This is a genomic window from Caulobacter soli (assembly GCF_011045195.1).
Classification (GTDB): domain Bacteria; phylum Pseudomonadota; class Alphaproteobacteria; order Caulobacterales; family Caulobacteraceae; genus Caulobacter; species Caulobacter soli.
Map to the genome: position 1 here is coordinate 1 of NZ_CP049199.1, position 22,860 is coordinate 22,860.

The window sequence follows — 22,860 nt, forward strand, 5'->3', positions numbered from 1 at the left end:
ATGACGACCAAAGGCGGGGTAGTGACCCAAGAGTTTTCGGCTGCGTTCTCGACGATTGCCTGCGAGCCTGCGGGCGCCGTCTGGAGCAGGGTGTGCGCGGTGCTGAAACGCGAGCTGGGCGATGCGGCCTTCGGCTCATGGATCGCCCCGGCGATGTTGCGTGAAGGTCAGGCTGGCGACGTTGTGCTGGTGACGCCGACCGGGATCGCGCGCGACTGGATTCGCCGCAGCGCGTGGCGTCGCGTCAGCGAACTGTGGGCGGCCAACGATCCGACCTCGCGTCGCCTGGACCTGAAGTCGCGCCTGGAATTCGAGGCGGCCGGCGGCGTGTCGGCCGGTCATGACGCCAAGGCCGAGCCGATCGAGATCGTGCTGCCGGTCTCCAGCGACATTCCCGCCCTGGCCCCGACCAACGGCGCCAAGCCCTCCCCCGTCCAGGGCCTGCAGGAACGCTTCACCTTCGACACCTTCGTGCCGGGTCCGGCCAACGAATTCGCCCACGCCGTGGCGCGCCGCGTGGCGAGCTGGGCCGACGGCCACTTCAATCCGGTGCTGTTCCACGGCCCCTACGGCTTCGGCAAGACCCACCTGCTCAACGCCCTGGCCTGGGAGGCCATGCGCCAGGCCCCGACCAAGCGCGTGGTCTATCTGACCGCCGAGCGCTTCCTGTCGACCTTCGTGCGGGCGGTGATGGATCGCCAGACCGCGGCCTTCAAGGAAGAGCTGCGCGGCGCCGACCTGCTGATCATCGACGACGTGCATTTCATCGCCGGCAAGCAGTCGAGCCAGGAAGAGCTGTTCCACACCCTGACCGCCCTGGTCGAGGACGGTCGCCGGGTGGTGTTCTCCTCGGACCGCGCCCCGGCGGCGATGACCGAGATGGACGCCCGCCTGCGCTCGCACCTGTCGGCGGGCCTGGTCTGCGGCCTGGAGCCGGCCGACCGCGCTCTGCGCCTGGGCATCCTGGACCGCAAGCTGCAGTCGCTGTCGCGTCAGCACGGCTTCGAGCCGACCATGCGCCCCGAAGTGCTGAACTTCCTGGCCGACCGCTTCACCGACAGCGTCCGCGAGCTGGAAGGCGCGCTGAACACCCTGTCGGCCCGGGCTGGCGAAGGCGTCTCGCGCCTGACCCTGGACGAGGTCCAGGCGATCCTGCGTCCGCACCTGCGGGCCGGCGAGAAGCGCATCACCATCGACGACATCCAGAAGGCCACGTCCGAGCACTACGGCATGAAACAGGCCGACCTGCTCAGCGAGCGCCGCAACCGCGCCATCGCCCGTCCGCGCCAGGCGGCCATGTGGCTGGCCAAGCAGCTGACCACCCGCTCGCTGCCCGACATCGGCCGGCGCTTCGGCGGCCGCGACCACACCACCGTCCTGCACGCCGTGCGCCGCATCGAGGCCCTGCGCGCCGAGGACCCGGCCCTGAACCAGGACCTGGAGACCATCACGCGCAAGCTGCGCGGCTGAGGGTTTTCATCCTGGTGAATGATAAAAGGGCCGTCCGGTTGGGCGGCCCTTTTTCGTGCGGCGAACACTTGCCCCCTACGGACCGCTTCGCGGTCGTCTTCCCCCATAGGGGGAAGAGGCGCGTCGCGCATGAAGCCTCCGCCCCCTCGCCGCGACAGACGGCGAAGCCGTCAGGTGGGGGCAAGGGGGTGAGCCACGGACGCCCGCCTAAGCGTGATGTTCACCCGCCCTCCCCCCGGCACGAGCCCCGACGATCCCGGCAGGATCCGGTCCACGCCGTGGAACGCCAGCCTTGCCGGTCCCGACAGCCGGCATACGTCGCCCGACGACAGTCGCAGCGACCGCGTCGGGTCCTTGCGCGCGGTTCCGCCGATCCGGAACACCGCCGTGTCGCCCAGCGAGACCGACAGCACCGGAAAGCGCGGATCGGCCTCGTCGCGATCCTGGTGCAGGCCCATGCGGGCCTCATCGCGATAGAGGTTGATCAGGGCGCTGTCCGGCGGTGTCCGCGGATCGCCCAGGGCCGCCCAAAGATCGAGCAGAGCCCGTGGCATCTCCGGCCAGGGTCGCCCCGTCGCCGGATGGCGGTCGGCGTAGCGATAGCCGGTCCTGTCGCTGGTCCAGCCCAGCGGGCCGAAGCTGGTCATGGCCACGCTCATGGCCTTGCCATGGGCGGTTTCATAATTTTGCGGCGGCGCGACCTCGAAGGCGGCCAGCGCCAGGCGCATCAAATCGTTCTGGGCCTTGGGGTCCAGCAATCCGGGCCATAGGTCGAAACCCGGCAGAACACTGATCGGTTTAATCATTACGGAGATTTAATGCGCCAGACGGGTTTGGACAGTGTTGGTTTGCGCTCGCCGGGCCTGCCGGCCGAACAAATTTTGCAATCCAGGGCCGCTCATGCGTCGACTTCTCTCTTCCGCGGCTGCCGCCGTGCTCGTTTTTGCCGCCGGATCGGCCCTGGCCGCGACCACCGCCCCCAAGGCGGTTCAGGCCTCCAAGCCCGCCGCGATCACCGCCGCCAACGTCACGACCCAGCTGCCGCGCGGCGTGGTCCCGACCCACTATGACCTGGCCTTCGTTCCCGACACCGACAAGCTGACCTTCACCGCCTCGGTGAAGATCAATATCGACGTGACCGCCCCGACCAACACCATCACGCTGCAGGCCGCCGACCTGGCGTTCGCCAAGGTCGAGATGGTCGGCCCAGGCGGCGCCAAGGAGGGCGCGGCCAAGGTCAGTGTCGACGCCGAAGCCCAGACCGCCACCTTCACCTTCGACAAGCCGGTCGCCAAGGGCGCGCACGTCCTGGCCATCGACTACAGCGGCAAGATCTACAAGCAGGCCGCCGGCCTGTTTGCCCTGGACTACGACACCGACCAGGGCATGAAGCGCGCGCTCTACACCCAGTTCGAGAACAGCGACGCCCGCCGCTTCATTCCCTCGTGGGACGAGCCGTTCTTCAAGGCCACCTACGACGTCCAGGTGACGGTCCCGACGGGCCAGATGGCCATCGGCAACATGCCGATCGCCAAGACGCAGGATCTGGGCGGCGGCAAGTCGAAGGTCACCTTCGCCACCTCGCCGAAGATGTCGACCTATCTGCTGTTCTTCGGCCTGGGCGAGTTCGACCGCGCCACGGCCAAGGTCGGCGACGTCGAGATGGGCGTGATCACCAAGAAGGGCGACCTGGCCAAGGCCGACTTCGCCCTGAAGTCCTCGGGCCCGATCCTGGCCTGGTACAACGACTATTTCGGCGCGCCCTACCCGCTGCCGAAGCTGGACCACATCGCCGCCCCCGGCCAGAGCCAGTTCTTCAGCGCCATGGAGAACTGGGGCGCGATCTTCTACTTCGAATACGCCCTGCTGGAAGACCCGGCGATCTCGACCCAGACCGACCGCCAGAACATCTACACCACCGTGGCCCACGAAATGGCCCACCAGTGGTTCGGCGACCTGGTCACCATGTCGTGGTGGGACGATCTGTGGCTGAACGAGGGCTTCGCGTCGTGGATGGAGAGCCGGGCCACCGAGCACTTCCATCCCGAGTGGAACAGCCAGCTGGGCGCGATCGGCGGGCGTGAATACGCCATGGGCCTGGACTCGCTGGCCACCACCCACCCGGTCGTCCAGCACGTGGAGACCGTCGACCAGGCCAGCCAGGCCTTCGACGCGATCACCTACCAGAAGGGCCAGGCGGTCATCAGCATGCTCGAGGCCTATGTCGGCCCCGAAGCTTGGCGCGCGGGCGTTCGCGCCTACATCAAGGCCCACGCCCACGGCAACACCACGACCGACGACCTGTGGATCGAGGTCGAGAAGGCCGCCGGCAAGCCGATCACCGCCATCGCCCACGATTTCACCCTGCAGCCGGGCATCCCGCTGATCACGGTCGACACCGGCGCCTGCGCGGCCGGAAAGACCACCGTGAGCCTGACCCAGGGCGAGTTCAGCCGCGACAAGCCCACCAAGACTCCCCTGGCCTGGCGCGTGCCGGTCTCGGCCCAGGTCGCCGGCTCCAGCAGCGTGGCCAAGACCCTGGTGGTCGGCGGCAAGGGCTCGCTGAGCGTCGACGGCTGCGGCCCCGTGGTGGTCAACGCCGGCCAGGCCGGCTATTTCCGCACCCTCTACACGCCCAAGGCCTTCGCCGGCGTCGCGGCCAGCTTCGCCAAGCTGCCGGCCATCGACCAGCTGGGCGTGATCTCCGACGCCTGGGCCTTGGGCCTGAACGGCCAGCAGGCCGTCACCGACGCCCTGGACCTGGTCATGGCCACGCCGGCCGACGCCGATCCGCAGGTCTGGAGCAAGATCGCCGGCGTGCTGACCGAGGTCGACGGCATGTATGACGGCGCCTCAGCCCCGCAGGCCGCCTTCCGCAAGCTGGCCATCGCCCGCCTGTCGCCGGTGTTCCAGAAGATCGGCTGGACGGCCCAGGCCGGCGAGCCGGCCCCGGTCGCCAACCTGCGCGCCGCGCTGATCGAGAAGCTGGGCGCCCTGGGCGATCCGGCCGTCGTGGCCGAGGCCAAGCGCCGCTACGCCGCCGACAAGACCGACCCGTCGGCCGTGCCCGGCGCCCTGCGCAAGTCGATCCTGGCCGTCGTCGCCCGTCAGGCCGACGCCCAGGCCTGGGACGCCCTGCACGCCCAGGCCAAGGTCGAGAAGACCCCGCTGATCCGCGACCAGCTCTACACCCAGCTGGCCTCGGTCCAGGACGAGGCCCTGGCGGCCAAGGCCCTGGATCTGGCCATCAGCGGCGAGCCCAGCGAAACCCTGGCGGCCAACATGATCTCGCGGGTCTCGGTGCTGCATCCCGACCTGGCCTTCGACTTCTCCGTCGCCCACAAGGACGCGGTGAACGGCAAGGTCGACGCGGCTTCGGCCACCAAGTTCATCCCGGGCCTGGCCAAGCGTTCGGCCGATCCGGCGATGATCGGCAAGGTCACCGCCTACGCCGCCGCCAACCTGCTGGCCGGCTCGCGCGGCGAGGCCGACAAGTCGGTGGCCGCGATCACCGACCGCATCAAGGTGCGCAAGGCCGCCATGCCGGTGATCACCGCCTGGGTCGCCAAGAAAAGCTGAGACGACGCTCGTAGAGCGGATTCAGCGAACGCGAGTTGAGGCTTTCGGGCCGCGCTCGCGACCTATCTGACGGAAGGGCCGCGCTTTTTCAGGCGCGGCCTATTTCGTCGCAGGTCACGATTCCCCTTCATTCCATGCGGGATTGGGCTTGCAGGCTGGCGCCTATCCCCCATATCGGGCATCGAAGCGGGGTTGACGGGCTCGTCAACTTCGATTGAACGAACGCTTTCCTTCCGAACGTCGTTTGGAAGGTGAGGATTTGGATCAACCGTTAGAACGCGACCAGACGGGGACGGCTTGAGAAAAACCGGGGCGCTTGTCTTGAGGCCCTTGTCACCGCCGTCCGCCATTCAGGAGCTACAGGTCTAAACATGAGCAAGATTATCGGTATCGACCTTGGCACCACGAACTCGTGCGTGGCCATCATGGACGGTAAGAACCCCAAGGTGATCGAGAACGCCGAGGGCGCGCGCACCACCCCGTCGGTGGTCGGCTTCCTCGAGGACGGCGAGCGCCTCGTCGGCCAGCCCGCCAAGCGCCAGGCCGTCACCAACCCGACCAACACCCTTTTCGCGATCAAGCGCCTGATCGGCCGCAATTTCGCAGATCCCGTCGTGGCCAAGGACAAGGCCATGGTCCCCTATGACATCGTCAAGGGTCCGACCGGCGACGCCTGGGTCAAGGCCCACGGCAAGGACTACAGCCCGCAGGAAGTCTCGGCCTTCATCCTGCAGAAGATGAAGGAAGCCGCCGAAAGCCATCTGGGCGAGTCGGTGACCAAGGCGGTCATCACCGTCCCGGCCTATTTCAACGACGCCCAGCGTCAGGCGACCAAGGACGCCGGCAAGATCGCCGGCCTTGAAGTCCTGCGCATCATCAACGAGCCGACCGCGGCCGCCCTGGCCTACGGCCTGGAGATGAACGAAGGCAAGAAGATCGCCGTCTACGACCTGGGCGGCGGCACGTTCGACGTCTCGGTCCTGGAAATCGGCGACGGCGTCTTCGAAGTGAAGTCGACCAACGGCGACACCTTCCTGGGCGGCGAGGACTTCGACCTTCGGATCGTCGACTACCTGGCCGACGAGTTCAAGAAAGAGCAGGGCGTCGACCTGCGCAAGGACAAGCTGGCCCTCCAGCGTCTGCGCGAAGAAGCCGAAAAGGCCAAGAAGGAGCTGTCCTCGACGGCTCAGTACGAAGTGAACCTGCCCTTCATCTCGATGAACGCGTCGGGCCCGCTGCACCTGAACATCAAGCTGTCGCGCTCCAAGCTCGAAGCCCTGGTGGAAGACCTGATCGCCCGCACCATCGGTCCGTGCGAGCAGGCCCTGAAGGACGCCGGCCTGAAGAAGAGCGACATCGACGAAGTGATCCTGGTCGGCGGCATGAGCCGCATGCCCAAGGTCCAGCAAGCCGTGCAGGACTTCTTCGGTCGCGAACCCCACAAGGGCGTGAACCCCGATGAAGTCGTGGCCCTGGGCGCCGCCGTTCAGGCCGGCGTTCTGCAAGGCGACGTTAAGGACGTGCTGCTGCTGGACGTGACCCCGCTGACGCTGGGCATCGAGACCCTGGGCGGTGTGTTCACCCCGCTGATCGAGCGCAACACCACCATCCCGACCAAGCGTTCGCAGACCTTCTCGACCGCCGACGACAACCAGTCGGCCGTGACGATCCGCGCCTTCCAGGGCGAGCGTCCGATGGCCGTCGACAACAAGTTCCTGGGTCAGTTCGACCTGCAGGGCATTCCGCCGGCGCCGCGCGGTGTGCCGCAGATCGAGGTCACCTTCGACATCGACGCCAACGGTATCGTCAACGTCCACGCCAAGGACAAGGCGACCAACAAGGAGCACTCGATCCGCATCCAGGCCAACGGCGGCCTCTCGGACGCGGACATCGAGCGCATGGTCAAGGAAGCCGAGGCCAACAAGGCCGAGGACGAGAAGAAGAAGGCGCTGGTCGAGGCCAAGAACCAGGGTGAAGCCGCCCTGCACTCGACCGAGAAGGCCTTCGCCGAGCACGGCGACAAGGTCTCCGGGCCCGACAAGACCGCGATCGAGACCGGCATCGCCGAGCTGAAGACGGCCCTGGAAGGCGAGGACGCCGAGGCGATCCAAGCCAAGACCCAGGCCCTGCTGCAAGCTTCGATGAAGCTGGGCGAGGCCATGTACAACGCCCAGCAGGGCGAAGGCGGCGACGACGAAGCCGCCGCCGATGACGGCGTCGTCGACGCCGAATTCGAAGAAGTCGACGACTCCAAGCCGTCGGCGTGACCATGGGTCGCGGGGCGGTGCGTGTGACTTCGGTTCGTTCCGCCCCCACCTTCGGGAACAAGGCTCCCGCCTGCCGCTTGCGGCCGGGCGGGAGCGCTCCCACCTCCTTGTTCAACATGGCTAGTGATCGACCCTGACGATGCGCGACTATTACGAAGTCCTGGGCGTGGCCCGTGGCTGCGATGACGCCGCCCTCAAGGCCGCCTTCCGCAAGATGGCGATGGAGCACCATCCCGACCGCAATGGCGGTTGCGAGAACGCCTCCTCGCGCTTCAAGGAAGTCAACGAAGCCTATTCGGTGCTGTCCGACGCCCAGAAGCGCGCCGCCTACGACCGCTACGGCCATGCCGGGGTGAACGGTCAGCAGGGCGGACCGGGCGGCTTCGGCGGGGCCGACGCCGGCGATATCTTCAACGACGTCTTTGGCGACGTGTTCGGCGAGATGTTCGGCGGTCGCCGGCAGTCGAACAACGGCCCCCAGCGCGGCCAGGACCTGCGCTACGACCTGGAGATCACCCTTGAGCAGGCCTATGCCGGCGCCGAGGTCGAGATCAAGGTTCCCGCCGCCATCACCTGCGAGGTCTGCGACGGCTCGGGCGCCAAGCCCGGCACCAGCCCGACGGTCTGCGGCACCTGCGGCGGCGCCGGCCGCGTGCGGGCCACCCAGGGCTTCTTCGCGGTCGAACGGGCCTGCCCGCGCTGCGGCGGCTCGGGCCGCCTGGTGCTGGACCCCTGCGCCACCTGCCACGGCCACGGCCAGGTGCGCCGCGAGCGCATCCTGTCGGTGCGCATCCCGGCCGGCGTCGACGACGGCGCCCGGATCCGCCTAGCGGGCGAAGGCGACGCGGGCGCGCGCGGCGGTCCGCGCGGCGACCTCTACCTCTTCCTGTCGGTGATTCCGCACGAGCTGTTCGAGCGCGACGGCCTGGACCTGCTGTGCACCGTGCCGGTGCCGATGACCGTGGCCGCTCTCGGCGGCGACATCGAGGCCCCTTGCCTGCTGGGCGGCGAGAACTGCGACGGCGCCAGCCGCATGACCGTCAAGGTCCCCGAAGGCGCTCAGACCGGCAAGACCGTCCGCCTCAAGGGCAAGGGCATGCCGTCCCTGCGCAGCCGCCAGCGCGGCGACCTGGTGGTCGAGCTGTTCGTGGAAACCCCGACCCACCTCTCCGCGCGGCAGAAGGAGCTCCTGCAGGAGCTGGCCGGCCTGTGCAGCGAGAAACAGAACCCCAAGTCGGCCAACTTCGTCGGCAAGGCCAAGCGCTTCTGGGAAGAAGTGACGGGCAGCTAGGCGGCTTCCGCATCGCGATACGAGAAGGGCCCGGAGCGGAAGCGCCGGGCCCTTCGTCGTTTTGGGCCCTCATCACCGCCTATTTGGTGGGTTTTCGCGGGAATAGTCCCAGGGCTTGTGGATATCCCCTACCGAAGTCTTAACGGAAGGGCCAACGCCCTGTACCGTCCGGCGCGATGAACGCCCCCGCCCCCACCGTCACCCAGACCTATGACGCCACCGGCGCGACGCCGGTGATGCAGCAGTTCTTCGAGATGAAGGCGCGTCAGCCCGACGCGCTGATCTTCTTCCGGATGGGCGACTTCTACGAGCTGTTCTTCGACGACGCCTACAAGGCCGCCGCCGCCCTGGGCATCAGCCAGACCTTCCGCGGCACCCACAACGGCCAGCCGATCCCGATGGCTGGCGTGCCGCAGCACGCGGCCGAGGCCTATCTCTCCAAGCTGATCCGCATGGGCTTCAAGGTCGCCGTCTGCGAGCAGATGGAAGACCCGGCCGAGGCCAAGAAGCGCGGCTCCAAGTCGGTGGTCCGCCGCGACATCGTGCGGGTGGTGACGCCCGGCACCCTGACCGAGGACGGCCTGCTGGACGCGCGCGGCGCCAACCGCCTGGCCGCCGTGGCCGTGCGGGCCGGCCAGGCGGCCGTGGCGGCCGTCGAGCTGTCGACCGGCGAGGTCGAGTGTTTCCTGGTCGCCAAGGACGCCGTGGCGGCGATCCTGGCGGCCCTGGCCCCGTCCGAGACCCTGGTCGCCGATCGCCTGCTGTCGGACGACCAGCTGTCCCAGACCCTGAAGATCTGCGGCGGCCTGATCCAGCCGATGCCCTCGGCGCTGTCCGAGCCCCAGGCGTCGGAGACCCGCGTCAAGCGGCTCTACGGCGTCGACACCCTGGACGGGTTCGGCGGGCTTTCGTCGGCCGAGATCGGGGCCCTGGGCCTGATCGCCGCCCATCTTGAAATGACCCAGGCCGGCAAGCTGCCGGCCCTGCGCGCCCCGCGCCGCGCCGCCGAGGCCGACGTGATGGCCATCGATCCGGCCACCCGCTCCAGCCTGGAGATCGACCGCACCCAGGGCGGCGACCGCAACGGTTCGCTGCTGGCGGTCATCGACCGCACGGTGACGGCCGGCGGCGCCCGCCTGCTGGCCGCCCGCCTGGCCCGTCCGCTGCTGGACCCGGCCGCGATCAATGGCCGCCTGGACGCGGTGGAGTGGTTCGTCGAGCACCGCGCGCTGCGCCAACGCCTGCGCGAGGTGCTGAAGGGTTCCGGCGACATGGCCCGCGCCCTGTCGCGCCTGGCCCTGGGCCGGGGCGGCCCGCGCGACCTGGGCTGCATCCGCGACACCCTGAAGACCGGGGCGGACCTGGCGGCGATGATCGCCGGTTCGGGCGACGCCCTGACCTCGCCGCCGTCCGAGCTGGAGCAGGCCTTCCACGCCCTGACCCCGGCGCTGCACGAGGGCCTGGCGGGCTTCCTGGAGGCCCTGGAGACCGGTCTGGGCGCCGACCTGCCGGCCCTGGCCCGCGACGGCGGCTTCGTGGCCGCCGGGGTCCGCGACGAACTGGACGAGGCCCGGGGCCTGCGTGACGACAGCCGCCGGGTGATCATCGGCCTGGAGAGCCGGCTGGCGGCCGAGAGCGGCGTGCCCCTGAAGATCCGCCATAACGGCGTGCTCGGCTATTATGTCGAGGCCACGGCCGGCAAGGCCGACCCGCTGTTCCAGCCGCCGCTGAACGCCACCTTCATCCACCGCCAGACCCTGGCCAACCAGGTCCGCTTCACCACCGTGGAGCTGGCGGACCTCGACGCCCGCATCGCCCAGGCCGCCGAGCGCGTGCTGGCCATGGAGATCGCGGCCTTCGAGACCTGGCGCGAGGTCGCCCGCCTGCTGGCCGAGCCAATCCAGATCGCCGCCGAGGCCCTGGCGCGGCTCGACGCGGCGGCGGGTCTGGCCGAGTGGGCCGAGGACAGCGGGGCCGTGCGCCCCACCGTCGACAAGTCCCTGGCCTTCGAGGCCAAGGCCGCGCGTCACCCGGTGGTCGAGGCCGCCGTCAAGCGGGCCGGCGATCCCTACACCCCCAACGACTGCTGCCTGGACGCGGCCGGCGAGCGCGGCGCGCGGCTGTCGATCGTCACCGGCCCGAACATGGCCGGTAAGTCGACCTTCCTGCGCCAGAACGCCCTGCTGGCGATCCTGGCCCAGTCCGGCTGCTACGTGCCGGCCAAGTCCTTGCGCCTCGGCGTGGTCGATCGCCTGTTCAGCCGCGTCGGGGCCGGCGACGACCTGGCGCGTGGCCGCTCGACCTTCATGATGGAGATGGTCGAGACCGCCGCCATCCTCACCCAGGCCAGCCCGCGCAGCCTGGTGATCCTGGACGAGATCGGCCGGGGCACGGCCACCTATGACGGCCTGGCCATCGCCTGGGCCTGCGCCGAGGCCCTGCACGACACCAATCGCTGCCGCGCCCTGTTCGCCACCCACTATCACGAGCTGGCCACGCTGGAGACGCGGATGGCCCACGTCTCCAACCTGTCCTTGCGCGCCAAGGAGTGGAACGGCGACCTGGTCTTCCTACACGAGGCCGCCGCCGGTCCGGCCGACCGCTCGTACGGCGTTCAGGTGGCCAAGCTGGCCGGCGTGCCGCCCCAGGTCGTGGCCCGCGCCAAGGAGGTGCTGGATCGCCTGGAGAGCAAGACCGAATCGCCGGCCAAGCTGGACGAGCTGCCGCTGTTCGCCGCTTCGGCTCCCGTGCTGGCGCCTGTTCAAGCGGCGCCCAGCCGCACGGACGCGGCGCTGGACGAGCTGGACGTCGACGGCATGAGCCCGCGCGAGGCGCTCGACGCGCTTTACCGTCTTAAGGCTCTTCTCAAGACCTGACATCGTATAGTGAAGGCGGCGGCTCGCCGGCCCGGCTTGAGGGGTTCGACGACCGCGCTCGGGAACCCCATATAGTCGCCATGCCCCGCCGTCTTCGCCCTACCCCCCTGGAACATGTCGTCGACGGCCACGCCCTGCGCGCCCGCCTGTCGGCCGCCGCCCTGGACCTGATCGGCGACGAGGCCGGCCAGCGGGCCCGGGCCATCGAAATCCTGAAACAGGCGCTGTTTCGCGGCCGGATGATCGCCAAGGAGCGGCTGGAGAACGGGGCCGGGGGTCTGGAGACCGCCCGCCTGCTCAGCGGCGTCACCGACGAGGTGATCACCGCCCTCTACGACTTCACCACCGTCCATGTGTTCCGGGCCCGCAACCCGACCGAGGGCGAGCGCCTGTGCCTGCTGGCGGTGGGCGGCTACGGCCGCCGCACCCTGGCGCCGTTCAGCGACATCGATCTGCTGTTCCTGCGGCCCTACAAGCAGACGCCGCACGCCGAGAGCGTGATCGAGTTCATGCTCTATGCGCTGTGGGACCTGGGCTTCAAGGTCGGCCACGCCTCGCGCACCATCGAGGAGTGCGTCCGCCTTTCCAAGGAAGACTTCACGATCCGCACGACGATCCTGGAGGCCCGCCGGCTGACCGGCGACGAACGCCTGGGCGTCGAACTGAAAAGGCGCTTCCAGGACGACGTGATGAAGGGCACTGGCGCCCAGTTCGTGGCCGCCAAGCTCAAGGAACGCGACGACCGCCAGGCCCGGGCTGGGGCCAGCCGCTACATGGTCGAGCCGAACGTCAAGGAGGGCAAGGGCGGGCTGCGCGACCTGCACACCCTGATGTGGATCGCCGAATATCTGCACCCGGTCGACCGGCCGGAAGACGTGTTCAAGCTGGAGGTGTTCGACCGGCGCGAGGCCAAGGGCTTCATCCGCGCCTTCGACTTCCTGCACGCCGTGCGCGCCCACCTACACTTCGCCACCGGACGCCCGGAAGAGCGCCTGACCTTCGACCTGCAGCCCGAGATCGCCCGCCGCATGGGCTATGGCGACCGGGGCGACGCCCCGGCCGTGGAGCGCTTCATGCGCCGCTACTTCCTGGTGGCCAAGGAGGTCGGGGCCCTGACCCGCGCCTTCTCGGCCAAGCTGGAGGCCGAGCACTTCAAGCACGAGCCCAAGGGCATCTCCCGCTTCCTGCCCGGCGGCGGCAAGCCCAAGCGCAAGGCGCTGGACGTGGCCGGCTTCTATGAGGACGGCGGCCGGCTGAACATCGACGGCCCGCAGGTGTTCGAGGCCGATCCGGTCAACCTGATCCGCCTGTTCAGGACCGCCGACGAACGGGACCTGGATCTGCATCCCGACGCCTTCACGGCGGTGACCCGCAACCTGCACCTGATCACGTCGAAGGTCCGCCGCGACCGCCAGGCGACCCAGGCGTTCCTGGACCTGCTGGCCCGGGGCAAGCGGTCCTACCGCACCCTGACCCTGATGAACGACGCCGGGGTGCTGGGCCGGTTCATTCCCGAGTTCGGCCGCATCGTCGCCCAGATGCAGTTCAACATGTACCACTCCTACACGGTGGACGAGCACACCCTGCGGGCTGTGGGCCTGATCGGCGACATGGCCGCCGGCCGGCTGGTCGACGACCATCCGCTGGCCGTCTCGATCATGCCGCTGATCGAGGACCGCGAAGCCCTGTTCCTGGCCATGCTGCTGCACGACACCGGCAAGGGCGGGGTGGGCGGCCAGGAGAAGGCCGGAGCCCGCAGCGCCCGCAGCGCTTGCGAGCGCCTGGGCGTCGACCGCCTGAAGGTCGAGCTGGTGGCCTGGCTGGTCGAGAACCATCTCGTCATGAGCGACTTCGCCCAGAAGCGCGACGTGGCCGATCCCGGCACCGTGGCCGCCTTCGCCCGCATCGTCGAGAACCCCGAGCGCCTGCGCCTGCTGCTGGTCATCACCGTCGCCGACATCCGCGCCGTGGGGCCGGGCGTGTGGAACGGCTGGAAGGGCCAGCTGCTGCGCGAGCTCTACAACGCTACCGAGGCCGTGTTCCGGGGCGGGCGCGGCAGCGACGCCGCCGCCAGCGTCCAGCGCCATCAGGAAGCCGCCGCCGAGGCCGCCCGCGAGGCCCTGGTCCAGGCCGACCCCGCCGCCAAGGGCTGGGCCCAGGCCATGGAGGCCGCCTATTTCGGCGCCTTCTCGCAGGATGACCTGAAGGCCCACGCCGAACTGGCCCGCCGCGCGGCGATCCAGGGCGGGGCCGCCGCCGAGGGCCGGGTGCCGGCCGGCGCCAACGCCGCCGAGATCGTCATCGCCGCCAAGGACCGTCGCGGCCTGTTCGCGGATCTCGCCCTGGCCATCTCTTCCCTGGGCGGCAACGTCGTCGGGGCCCGGGTCTTCACCTCGCGCCAGGGCCAGGCCCTGGACGTGTTCCATGTGCAGGACGTGACCGGCGCGGCCCTGGGCTGCGAGAACCCCCGCGCCCTGCGCCGCCTGGCCGACGCCCTGGAGGCCGCCGGTCGCGGCGAGCCGATCGCGGTCGAGCCCCGGCGCGGCGCGGAGCTGTCACGCACGGCGGCCTTCTCGATCGCTCCCACCGTGGTGGTCGACAACGAGGCCTCCAACGAAGCCACCGTGGTCGAGGCCTCGGGCCGCGACCGGCCGGGCCTGCTGCAGGCCTTGGCCCGAACCCTGGCCGACAACGGCCTGTCCATCCAGTCGGCCCACATCGACGGCTACGGCGAGCGGGCGGTCGACGCCTTCTACGTCCAGACGTCCGAGGGCGGGAAGGTCGCCGACGCCAAGAAGGTCACGGCGCTGAAGGCCGACCTGCTGGCGGCGCTTGAGCAGAACGAGGCCGGGGCGCCGAATACGCGGCCGGGCCTGAAGCGGGCGCGGGCGAGCGTGGCGCGGTAGGGCGTGTCAAGATTTGGCGCCGCGTGTTGCGGGGCCTAGTCGGCCGTGCTTGGGTTTCGCATGAAGCCGAGCTTTACTTTTCCCCAATGGGCGCGACGTGTCACTGCGCTGGTCTTGATCTTGGCCGTGATGCTTTGTTTGGCCAACGCCCTTTTGGCGGGGTTCGCCGAGGAGCTAGTCGACCAGAGTCTGCAAAATAGCCGACAGATGTACGCCGATTTTCAGGCGGCCGCGCGGTTCGTCGATGACTCTCGTTCGAAGACTGACAGGTTGGTCACCGACGAAGAACTCGAAGCATGGGCTCGATCCAGACCTGGGCCTTCTTACGAGCCCTTTATCGTCGATCGTCTTTCCACATCGTTGTTCAAGGAGGGCGTCTCCGCCGTGGGCCCTCCTCCGCAAGGGTCGTATCTCTTGGGCGTCTGGCGCGGCGAGTGGATGGAATATTACGCGCCCTGGTCGGGGAGGAGCACGTTGGAACGACGCAAGGGTGAATACTACGTCACCGGAAGTCGCCAATGGGACCTATGGGGCTCTCTTGTGCTCGCGATCCTGTGCGCTGTGGGAGCTATTGTGCTTTGGCGGAAGCCCTCATTCGTCCCGGATGGGGCCGTGCCTTAAAAGCCTCGGCGGGTCGGAGCTCTGGCGTTTGCCGTGTCAAGGCGCGGCCTCGCCGCTGGCGGATGACGGAAGAGGCGTGTCCGGAGAGGGTAGGGGACTACGTTTAGGGACACACGCAAGCGTGTGTCCCTAAACGGTGGCTCACTCCCTTGCCCCCACCTGACCGCTTCGCGGTCTGTCCGCCCCCGTAGGGGGCGGAGGACGCGTGTGCGCCGGCGGCGGTGGCAGCCCTCTTCCCCCTGCGGGGGAAGACGACCGCGAAGCGGTCCGTAGGGGGCAAGGGTTCGCCGCTGAAAATCCTCCGGAAATCCTTGCGGCGCGCCTATCGGGCCTCGCCGAACCCGGCCAAGCTCTCGCCCGCCGCAAGCCCTCGCTTGACGGCCCATCCTCCAGCCCCCAGAAGCCGTTCGTGACCGACATCGCGCCCCCCGAACAAGCCCCGCCCCCCATCGAGCCTGCAGCGCCCCCCGCCAAGAAGGCGGGCGGCCTGCTGAAGTCGTCGATGATCTATTCCGGCCTGACCCTGGTCAGCCGGTTCATGGGGTTCGCCCGCGACCTGGCGGTCTCGTACCGCATGGGGGCCAGCGCCACCCCGGCCGCCGACGCCTATAACGCCGCCCTGGCCTTCCCCAACCTGTTCCGCCGGTTCTTCGCCGAGGGCGCCTTCGCCGCGGCCTTCGTGCCCGCCTACGCCAAGTCGCTGCAGACCGACGGCGAGGAGGTGGCCGATATCCTGGCCGCCGACGCCATGGCCACCCTGGCGGCGGCGACCATCATCATCACCGTGGTCTGCCAGCTGGCCATGCCCTGGCTGATGATGCTGATCAGCCCCGGCTTCGGCTGGGGCACCGAGAAGTACAAGCTGGCGGTGCTGCTGACCCAGATCACCATGCCCTACCTGCCCTGCATGGCCATCGTCGCCCACCTGTCGGGCGTTCTGAACGCCCGCGACCGCTTCGTGCTGTCGGCCGGGGCGCCGATCCTGCTGAACCTGGCCACCCTGATCTTCATCCTGCCGCAGACCACCGCCGTGGGCGCGGCGACCTGGGGTTCGGTGGGAGTGATCGTGGCCGGCGTCGCCCAGGCGGCCCTGCTGACCTGGGGCGTCAACAAGTCCGGCGCCAAGGTCCACTGGCGGCTGCCGCGCCTGACGCCGGAAGTCCGGGCCCTGATCGGCAAGGCCATTCCCGGCGCCCTGGCGGCCAGCGCCACCCAGGTCAACATCTTCATCTCCGGCAACCTGGCCAGCCACGTGGCCGGCGGCCGCACCTGGCTGGCCACGGCCGATCGCCTCTACCAGCTGCCGCTGGGCCTGGTGGGGGTGGCGATCGGCGTGGCTCTGTTGCCGCGCCTGTCGCGCGCCGTGCACTCGGGCGACCACGACGACGCCCAGACCGCCATGGACCAGGCCATCACCCTGGCCATGGCCCTGACCATTCCGGCCGCCGCGGCCCTGGTCTCGATGCCGGGCTTCCTGTCGGACGCCCTCTACACGCGCGGCCAGTTCACCAGTTTCGACGCCAGTCAGACGGCCTCGGCCCTGTTCTTCTACGGCCTGGGCACGCCGGCCTTCGTGCTGCAGCAGCTCTATTCGCGAGCCTTCTTCGCGCGGGGCGACACCAAGAGCCCGATGCGGTTCGCCCTGATCTCCGTGGCGGTCAACGTCGTGTTCGGCGTCGTCCTGTTCAACCTGGTCGGGGTCAAGGGCATCGCCGCGGCGACCGCCATCGCCTCGTGGCTGAACGTCGGCCAGATGGCCTGGGGCCTGTCGCGCAAGGGCCATTACAGCCCGTCCCTGGCCACCTGGTCGCGGGTGGCGCGGATCCTGGCGGCCAGCGTCGCCATGGGCCTGGCCCTGGCGGCGGCGTCGCACTGGCGGCCGCTGATCGAGGCGCCGCTGCGCGAGCTGGGCCTGCGCGGCCATACCGTCGGCGCCAAGGAGTTCGCCCTGCTGCTGACCGTTCTGGTCGGCGGGGCGCTGTATCCGCCGCTGGTCTTCCTGTTCGGCGGCGTGACCCCGGCGGAACTGAAGGGCGTGCTGCGGCGGGGCAAGGCGTAAAGGGCGTGGCCTTTGACGCCGAGGAGCCGCCCTCGTCCTTCGACAAGCTCAGGATGAGGGCTATTTTCAGCGTCGGCGCACTAGGAAACCTCATCCTGAGCTTGTCGAAGGACGAGGTTTCGGGCCAAGGCCGCGGCTGCTCGTCAAACCTGGCGTCTTGCCCTCTCAGCTTCCGCCCGGTAACCAGCGTGCATGGCTTCGATCGGTTTCTCCGCGCCGCGATGGCGCAGCTTCAACTGACCCCGACCGCCGCGTCCTGCACGCGGCCTGCGCCACCGCGCGTCCGCCATACCGCTTTCGATATCCAGGGCTGAAGCCATGACCGACCACACCCCCGTCCCCTATGCGGGCCCGACCCGCGTGCTCTCCGGCGTCCAGCCGTCCGGCGCCCTGCACTTGGGCAACTATCTCGGCGCCCTGGTGAAGTTCGCCCGGCTGCAGCACGAGATGGACACCTTCATCTTCGTGGCCGACCTGCACGCGATCACCGTGTGGCAGGAGCCGGAAGCCCTGGCCCAGCAGACCCGCGAGATCGCCGCCGCCTATCTGGCCGCCGGCCTCGACCCGGCCAAGGCCACCATCTTCCCGCAGTCGGCGGTGCGCGAGCATTCCGAACTGGCCTGGATCTTCCAGTGCGTGGCGCGCCTTGGCTGGCTGGACCGGATGACCCAGTTCAAGGAAAAGAGCGGCAAGCACAAGGAGCGCTCCAGCGTGGGCCTCTACACCTATCCGGTGCTGCAGGCCGCCGACATCCTGGTCTACAAGGCCACCCACGTGCCGGTCGGCGAAGACCAGAAGCAGCACCTGGAGCTGACCCGCGACATCGCCGGCAAGTTCAACCACGACTTCGGCGTCCAGGGCTTTTTCCCCCAGCCCGAGCCGCTGATCCAGGGGCCGGGCGCGCGGATCATGAGCTTGCGCGACGGCTCGGCCAAGATGAGCAAGTCCGACCCGTCGGACTACAGCCGCATCAACCTGACCGACGACGCCGACGCTATCGCCACCAAGGTCAAGAAGGCCCGCACCGACCCGGAACCGCTGCCCGAGACCCTGGAAGAACTGGCGACCCGGGCCGAGGCCGACAACCTGGTCGGCATCTTCGCGGCGCTGGCGGGCCGGACCAAGGCCGAGGTGCTGGCCGAGTACGCCGGCAAGGGGTTCGGGACCTTCAAGCCGGCCCTGGCCGATCTGGCGGTCGAGAAACTGGCCCCGGTCGGCGAGACCATGCGTCGCTTCCTGGCGGATCCGACCGAGATCGACCGGATCCTGAAGGCCGGCGCCGAGCGGGCGTCCGAAGTCGCCGCGCCGACGGTGGCCGAGGTGAAGAAGCTGGTGGGGTTCTGGGGGGCGTAGGCTCGTAGCTTATTAAGCACCCGTCTTGTCTGGTGAATGGACTCGTGTTGTGGTGTTGGTCCATGCATGTGCTCTTCCTAGACGAGTCGGGTACTCCGCCCCGACCCCAAGACCAGCGCCCTTCCTACTTTGTAGTAGGCGGGATTATAATTCCTGAGACGTCTTGGCATCGTATGCGAGACGGACTCATGGGGATCAAAATTCGTCGTGGAATTAGGGGTGAGATAAAATGGCGTTACTTTGCGCCAGCTAACAATGACGCCAAAAATCCAATGCGCGGCCTGGCGCAGGATGTTCGCGACGAAATCAGGACAGAAATCTATCGACTGATGTCATCCGAGACAGCGGTTAAGACACTAGCGTGTGTCTCATGCCGGGAGGCCGCCTATGCGATGCCCTCGATTAACACGCAGGACGATCTCTATCATGGGACATTTAAGCCCGTGACCGAGCGTTTCGAATACCATCTCAGCGACCTAAGCAAAGTTACCGGTCGCCGGGAATTTGGGATCGTCGTCGGTGACCACCGAGGTCCGGGTGATGACAAAAGGTTGCGCGGCTACCACGAAAAGCTTCTGCATTCCGCGTCCGGATTTACAACGAACTACAAGCACCTAATCGAGGGGCTATTTATCCACCCGTCAAACCTTAGCGTTGGGATCCAACTCGCAGATATGGTCGCAGGTGCCGTCTGGAGAAAATACGAGCGCGGTGACGACAAGTATTACCAACTTCTTAAGCCAAGCCTTCGTACAAACGCGCAAGGTGATGAGGCCGGATACGGAATTATAAAGTTTCCGAAGGCCACGTTTATCTGAAAGCAAGCTGGGACGCCGGGTGAGACCATAGTCCCAACGTGCTATATGACGCACTCCCGGCATCCGAATCATGTGTCTGTTCTATGTTTTAGTCAATAGACACGGCTAAGCTTGCAGAACTGGTGGTGCTTCATAGCCGCGCCGGAATCCTTACCGGCAGGCTCTCATAGCCCTTCACGAAGCTCGAATAGACGCGCTTGGGTTCGCCCATCACCTCGATCTTCGGGAAGCGCTTGAGGATCTCTTCCCAGATGATCTTCAGCTGCAGTTCGGCCAGGCGGTTGCCGACGCAGCGGTGGATGCCGAAGCCGAACGACAGGTGGCGGCGGGCCTGGGGGCGGTCGATCAGGAAGGCGTTGGGGTTGTCGATCGCCGTCTCGTCGCGATTGCCCGAGACGTACCACATCACGACCTTGTCGCCTTTCTTGATGGTCTTGCCCGACAGCTCGAAGTCCTCGATCGCGGTGCGGCGCATATAGGCCAGCGGCGTCTGCCAGCGGATGATCTCCGAAACCATGTTGGGGATCAGCGACGGGTCGGCGCGCAGCTTGGCCTCTTCGGCCGGGTTCTGGGACAGGGCCAGCAGGCCGCCGGTGATCGAGTTGCGGGTCGTGTCATTGCCGCCGACGATCAGCAGCAGGATGTTCCCCAGATATTCGAACGGCGGCATGTTCCGCGTCGCCTCGCCGTGGGCCAGCATCGAGATCAGGTCGTTGCCCGGCTCGGTGGAATTGACCCGCTGGTTCCACAGCTCGGTGAAATAGGCCAGGCACTCCAGCAGCTCGGCTCGGCGCTGGTCCTCGCTGTCGACGATGCCGGCGCCCGGCACGGCGGTGGTGACGTCGGACCAGCGGGTCAGCTTGCGGCGCTCCTCCCAGGGGAAGTCGAACAGGGTGGCCAGCATCTGGGTGGTCAGCTCGATCGACACCTTGTCGACCCAGTCGAAGGTCTCGCCGATCGGCAGGCCGTCGAGAATGCCGCCGACCCGCTCGCGGATCGTGCCCTCCAGCATGGCCAGGTTCACTGGCGAGACGATCGGGCTGACGGTCTTGCGCTGGATGTCGTGCTTGGGCGGATCCATGGCGATGAACATCGGCAGGACGAAGTCCTCGTCGAAGTTGCGGATCGTGATGCCGCCGAAGCTGGAGTCCGACGAGAACACCTGATGCGTGGTGTCGACGGTCATGATGTCGGCGTAGCGGGTGATCGACCAATAGGGTCCGTGCTCGCTGCTTTCGCAGTAATGCACCGGGTCCTCGGCCCGCAGCCGCTCGAAATAGGGCCAGTGGGCGTCGGCCTGGAACAGGGCGGGATCGGCGACGTCGATCTGCTCAAGGGGCATGGCATAGGCCTTGGCTCTCGCCGCGTCCCTTGAAGCGTCCTTGGGGGCGTCACTCGAAAGATCGATGGCTCCGTCGCTCATGGCGGCCTCCCTAAACACTTGTTTCAAGGATGGAGCCATAACGCGGTTCGTTTGTCACGATGACGCAAACGGCAGCCGCCTCTTGTCCTGGCGGCGTCGCGGGTCCATTTCTCCGGCATGTTCATCCAGACCGAAACCACGCCCAATCCCGAGGTCCTGAAGTTCCTGCCCGGCCGCGAAGTGCTGGGCGAGGGCGCGAGGGAGTTCAAGACGATGGAGGAGGGCGACGCCTCGCCCCTCGCCGAAGCCCTGTTCCGGCTGGGCGACGTCAACCGCGTGTTCTTCGGTCCGGACTTCGTGACGGTGACCAAGGCCGAGGGCGCCGAGTGGCCGCACCTGAAGGCGCCGATCCTGGCCGCCATCATGGACCACTTCACCAGTGGCCGGCCTCTGCTGCTGGACGCGACCGAAAGCGGTCATGACGAAGACGGCGTCTATGACGAGGAAAGCTCGCAGATCGTCGCCGAGATCAAGGACCTGCTCGACACTCGCATCCGTCCGGCCGTGGCCCAGGACGGCGGCGACATCGTGTTCTCCAAGTTCGAGCCGGCCACTGGCGTGGTGTGGCTGCACATGCGCGGCGCCTGCTCGGGTTGCCCGTCCTCGTCGGCGACCCTGAAGGCCGGCGTCGAGAACATGCTCAAGCACTATGTGCCGGAAGTGACCCGGGTCGAGCAGACGCTCTAGGCTGCTCCACCCGTGCGCTCGCGTGCAAGACAATGCGCGCGGTGAGCGCTTGCCAGCCTCGATCGGCGTCCTTATTGTAACTGTATAAGTTGCAATTATATCGCCCATAAGGATCGCTGATGGCCAAGCTCGCCGACACGGCTCTCGCCCAACTGTTCACCGAAGCCCGCACCCGCAACGGCTGGAGCGACCAGCCCATTCCCGAACCGGTGCTGCGCGAGCTGTACGACCTGGTGAAGTTCGGCCCGACCGCCGCCAACACCACCCCGGCGCGCTTCATCTTCGTGCAGAGCGACGAAGCCAAGGCCAAGCTGGCCGCCCTGTCGTCGGGCTCGAACGGCGCCAAGATTCTCAAGGCGCCGGTCACGGTGATCGTGGGCTACGACCTGGATTTCCCCGAGACCCTCGACAAGCTGTTCCCCAACGCGCCGGGCGCCAAGACCTGGTTCGGCGACCCCGTGGCCAAGGAAGTCGGCGCGCTGCGCAACAGCTCGCTGCAGGGCGGCTATTTCATCCTGGCCGCGCGGGCCCTGGGCCTGGACGTCGGGCCGATGTCGGGCTTCGACAACGCCGGCGTCGACGCCGCGTTCTTCGCCGGGACCAACATCAAGTCCAACTTCATCGCCTCGATCGGCTACGGCACCGAAGAAGGCCTGTTCCCGCGCAACCCGCGCCTGGACTTCGAGGAAGCCGCGAAGATCGTCTGATCTGACCTCCTCCGTTTCCCCGGCGAAGGCCGGGGCCCAGATCGTAGGGCTGTGCATTGGAAGTCTACTTCCGGCGCGACGGCTGCATCTGGGTCCCGGCCTTCGCCGGGAAGACGGGGTTGGGTACGAAACGTACCCAGTGCTAGAACCGACCCATGACCTCGCGCCTCGCCCTGATCGCCGCTCCGCTGCTGCTGCTCGCCGCCTGCGGCCCCGCCAAGCAACCCGGCGCCGCCAAGCCGCCGGCCGCCGAAGCCCCCGCCAAGTCCGGCCCGGTCGCCATCGCGGTCACGCCCTATATCGGCGGACCGCTGAACATTCGCGCCGACGGCGTGGGCCCGATCACCGGCGAGACGGCCTTTGATGCGGCCACGATCAAGGCCCTGTTCCCCAAGGCGGTGGTCAAGAGCGCCTTCATCCACACCGGCGAGGGCCCGCCCGGCCCGATCCTGACCGTCGACCAGGACAACGTCCCGCTGCTGGAGATCGGCAAGGACGCCGAGGGCGGCATCGGCGAGATCCGAATGGCCGGCGGGCCCGTGCAGGGCCCCAAGGGCGAAGCCCTTCTGGCGAAGTGGGCCGATCTGGGCTTCGACATCGCCCAGTGCCGGGCCGGTGAGGGCCGAACCGTCAACCAGACCGTCTGCGTGCGCCCCGAGGCGCCGACCGTGTCCTATGTGTTCGGCGTGCCGGGCTGGACCCAGGGCGGCCTGCCGCCGGTCGAGGTGCTGAAGGCCAAGGGGCAGCTGAACGAATTCGTCTGGCGTCCGGCCGAGAAGGCCGCGGTCGGCGCGGCCTGATCC

General features: G+C 68.0%; 15 protein-coding genes. 13 read left to right on the forward strand and 2 right to left on the reverse strand.

The genetic code is table 11. From position 1 onward, the window contains the following. Positions 1-1,470 (forward strand): chromosomal replication initiator protein DnaA, encoded by a 1,470-nt coding sequence (gene dnaA / locus G3M62_RS00005; RefSeq protein ID WP_165183853.1) that lies wholly within the window; start codon positions 1-3, stop codon positions 1,468-1,470. A gap of 170 nt (positions 1,471-1,640) precedes the next feature. Here the strand turns inward: dnaA and G3M62_RS00010 are convergent, their stop codons facing one another. Next, positions 1,641-2,276, reverse strand: a complete 636-nt coding sequence (locus G3M62_RS00010; RefSeq protein ID WP_165183854.1) for an alpha-ketoglutarate-dependent dioxygenase AlkB — start codon at positions 2,274-2,276, stop codon at positions 1,641-1,643. Between the two features lie 127 nt (positions 2,277-2,403). Here G3M62_RS00010 and G3M62_RS00015 point away from each other — a divergent pair, with 127 nt between their 5' ends. From G3M62_RS00015 to G3M62_RS00055, 9 genes are all read left to right on the forward strand, one after another. After that, a complete protein-coding gene (locus G3M62_RS00015; RefSeq protein WP_246263403.1) occupies positions 2,404-5,049 on the forward strand; it encodes a M1 family metallopeptidase in 2,646 nt (881 codons plus the stop codon). 371 nt (positions 5,050-5,420) lie between these two features. Continuing rightward, positions 5,421-7,316 (forward strand): molecular chaperone DnaK, encoded by a 1,896-nt coding sequence (gene dnaK / locus G3M62_RS00020; RefSeq protein ID WP_165183856.1) that lies wholly within the window; start codon positions 5,421-5,423, stop codon positions 7,314-7,316. Between the two features lie 139 nt (positions 7,317-7,455). After that, positions 7,456-8,607 carry a molecular chaperone DnaJ gene (dnaJ, locus tag G3M62_RS00025; RefSeq protein WP_165183857.1) on the forward strand — a complete coding sequence of 384 codons (1,152 nt, stop codon included), beginning with the start codon at positions 7,456-7,458 and terminating at the stop codon, positions 8,605-8,607. Positions 8,608-8,783: 176 nt separating this feature from the next. Then, complete coding sequence (mutS, locus tag G3M62_RS00030; RefSeq protein ID WP_165183858.1) at positions 8,784-11,483, forward strand: DNA mismatch repair protein MutS; 2,700 nt, start codon at positions 8,784-8,786, stop codon at positions 11,481-11,483. Between the two features lie 80 nt (positions 11,484-11,563). Continuing rightward, positions 11,564-14,389, forward strand: a complete 2,826-nt coding sequence (locus G3M62_RS00035; protein ID WP_165183859.1) for a [protein-PII] uridylyltransferase — start codon at positions 11,564-11,566, stop codon at positions 14,387-14,389. A gap of 1,030 nt (positions 14,390-15,419) precedes the next feature. Further along, positions 15,420-17,069 carry a murein biosynthesis integral membrane protein MurJ gene (gene murJ, locus G3M62_RS00040; RefSeq protein WP_165183860.1) on the forward strand — a complete coding sequence of 550 codons (1,650 nt, stop codon included), beginning with the start codon at positions 15,420-15,422 and terminating at the stop codon, positions 17,067-17,069. A 5-nt stretch (positions 17,070-17,074) separates the two neighbouring features. Continuing rightward, a complete protein-coding gene (locus tag G3M62_RS00045; protein WP_165183861.1) occupies positions 17,075-17,383 on the forward strand; it encodes a hypothetical protein in 309 nt (102 codons plus the stop codon). A 4-nt stretch (positions 17,384-17,387) separates the two neighbouring features. After that, complete coding sequence (gene trpS / locus G3M62_RS00050) at positions 17,388-18,422, forward strand: tryptophan--tRNA ligase (RefSeq protein ID WP_165183862.1); 1,035 nt, start codon at positions 17,388-17,390, stop codon at positions 18,420-18,422. A 62-nt stretch (positions 18,423-18,484) separates the two neighbouring features. Further along, positions 18,485-19,240, forward strand: a complete 756-nt coding sequence (locus G3M62_RS00055) for a DUF3800 domain-containing protein (RefSeq protein ID WP_165183863.1) — start codon at positions 18,485-18,487, stop codon at positions 19,238-19,240. Positions 19,241-19,370: 130 nt separating this feature from the next. Here the strand turns inward: G3M62_RS00055 and G3M62_RS00060 are convergent, their stop codons facing one another. After that, positions 19,371-20,663: a cytochrome P450 gene (locus tag G3M62_RS00060; protein WP_165183864.1), complete on the reverse strand. Its 1,293-nt coding sequence runs from the start codon at positions 20,661-20,663 to the stop codon at positions 19,371-19,373. A 117-nt stretch (positions 20,664-20,780) separates the two neighbouring features. On the opposite strand from G3M62_RS00060, the gene G3M62_RS00065 reads away from it, so the two are divergent. The 3 genes from G3M62_RS00065 (at position 20,781) to G3M62_RS00075 (ending at position 22,857) form a co-directional block, all read left to right on the forward strand. Next, positions 20,781-21,350, forward strand: coding sequence for a NifU family protein (locus tag G3M62_RS00065; protein ID WP_165183865.1), 570 nt, complete (start codon positions 20,781-20,783; stop codon positions 21,348-21,350). A gap of 119 nt (positions 21,351-21,469) precedes the next feature. Continuing rightward, positions 21,470-22,057 carry a malonic semialdehyde reductase gene (locus tag G3M62_RS00070; protein WP_165183866.1) on the forward strand — a complete coding sequence of 196 codons (588 nt, stop codon included), beginning with the start codon at positions 21,470-21,472 and terminating at the stop codon, positions 22,055-22,057. Between the two features lie 155 nt (positions 22,058-22,212). Continuing rightward, on the forward strand, positions 22,213-22,857 hold the full coding sequence (locus tag G3M62_RS00075) for a DUF1131 family protein (protein WP_165183867.1): 645 nt from the start codon (positions 22,213-22,215) through the stop codon (positions 22,855-22,857). Positions 22,858-22,860 lie beyond the last annotated feature (3 nt).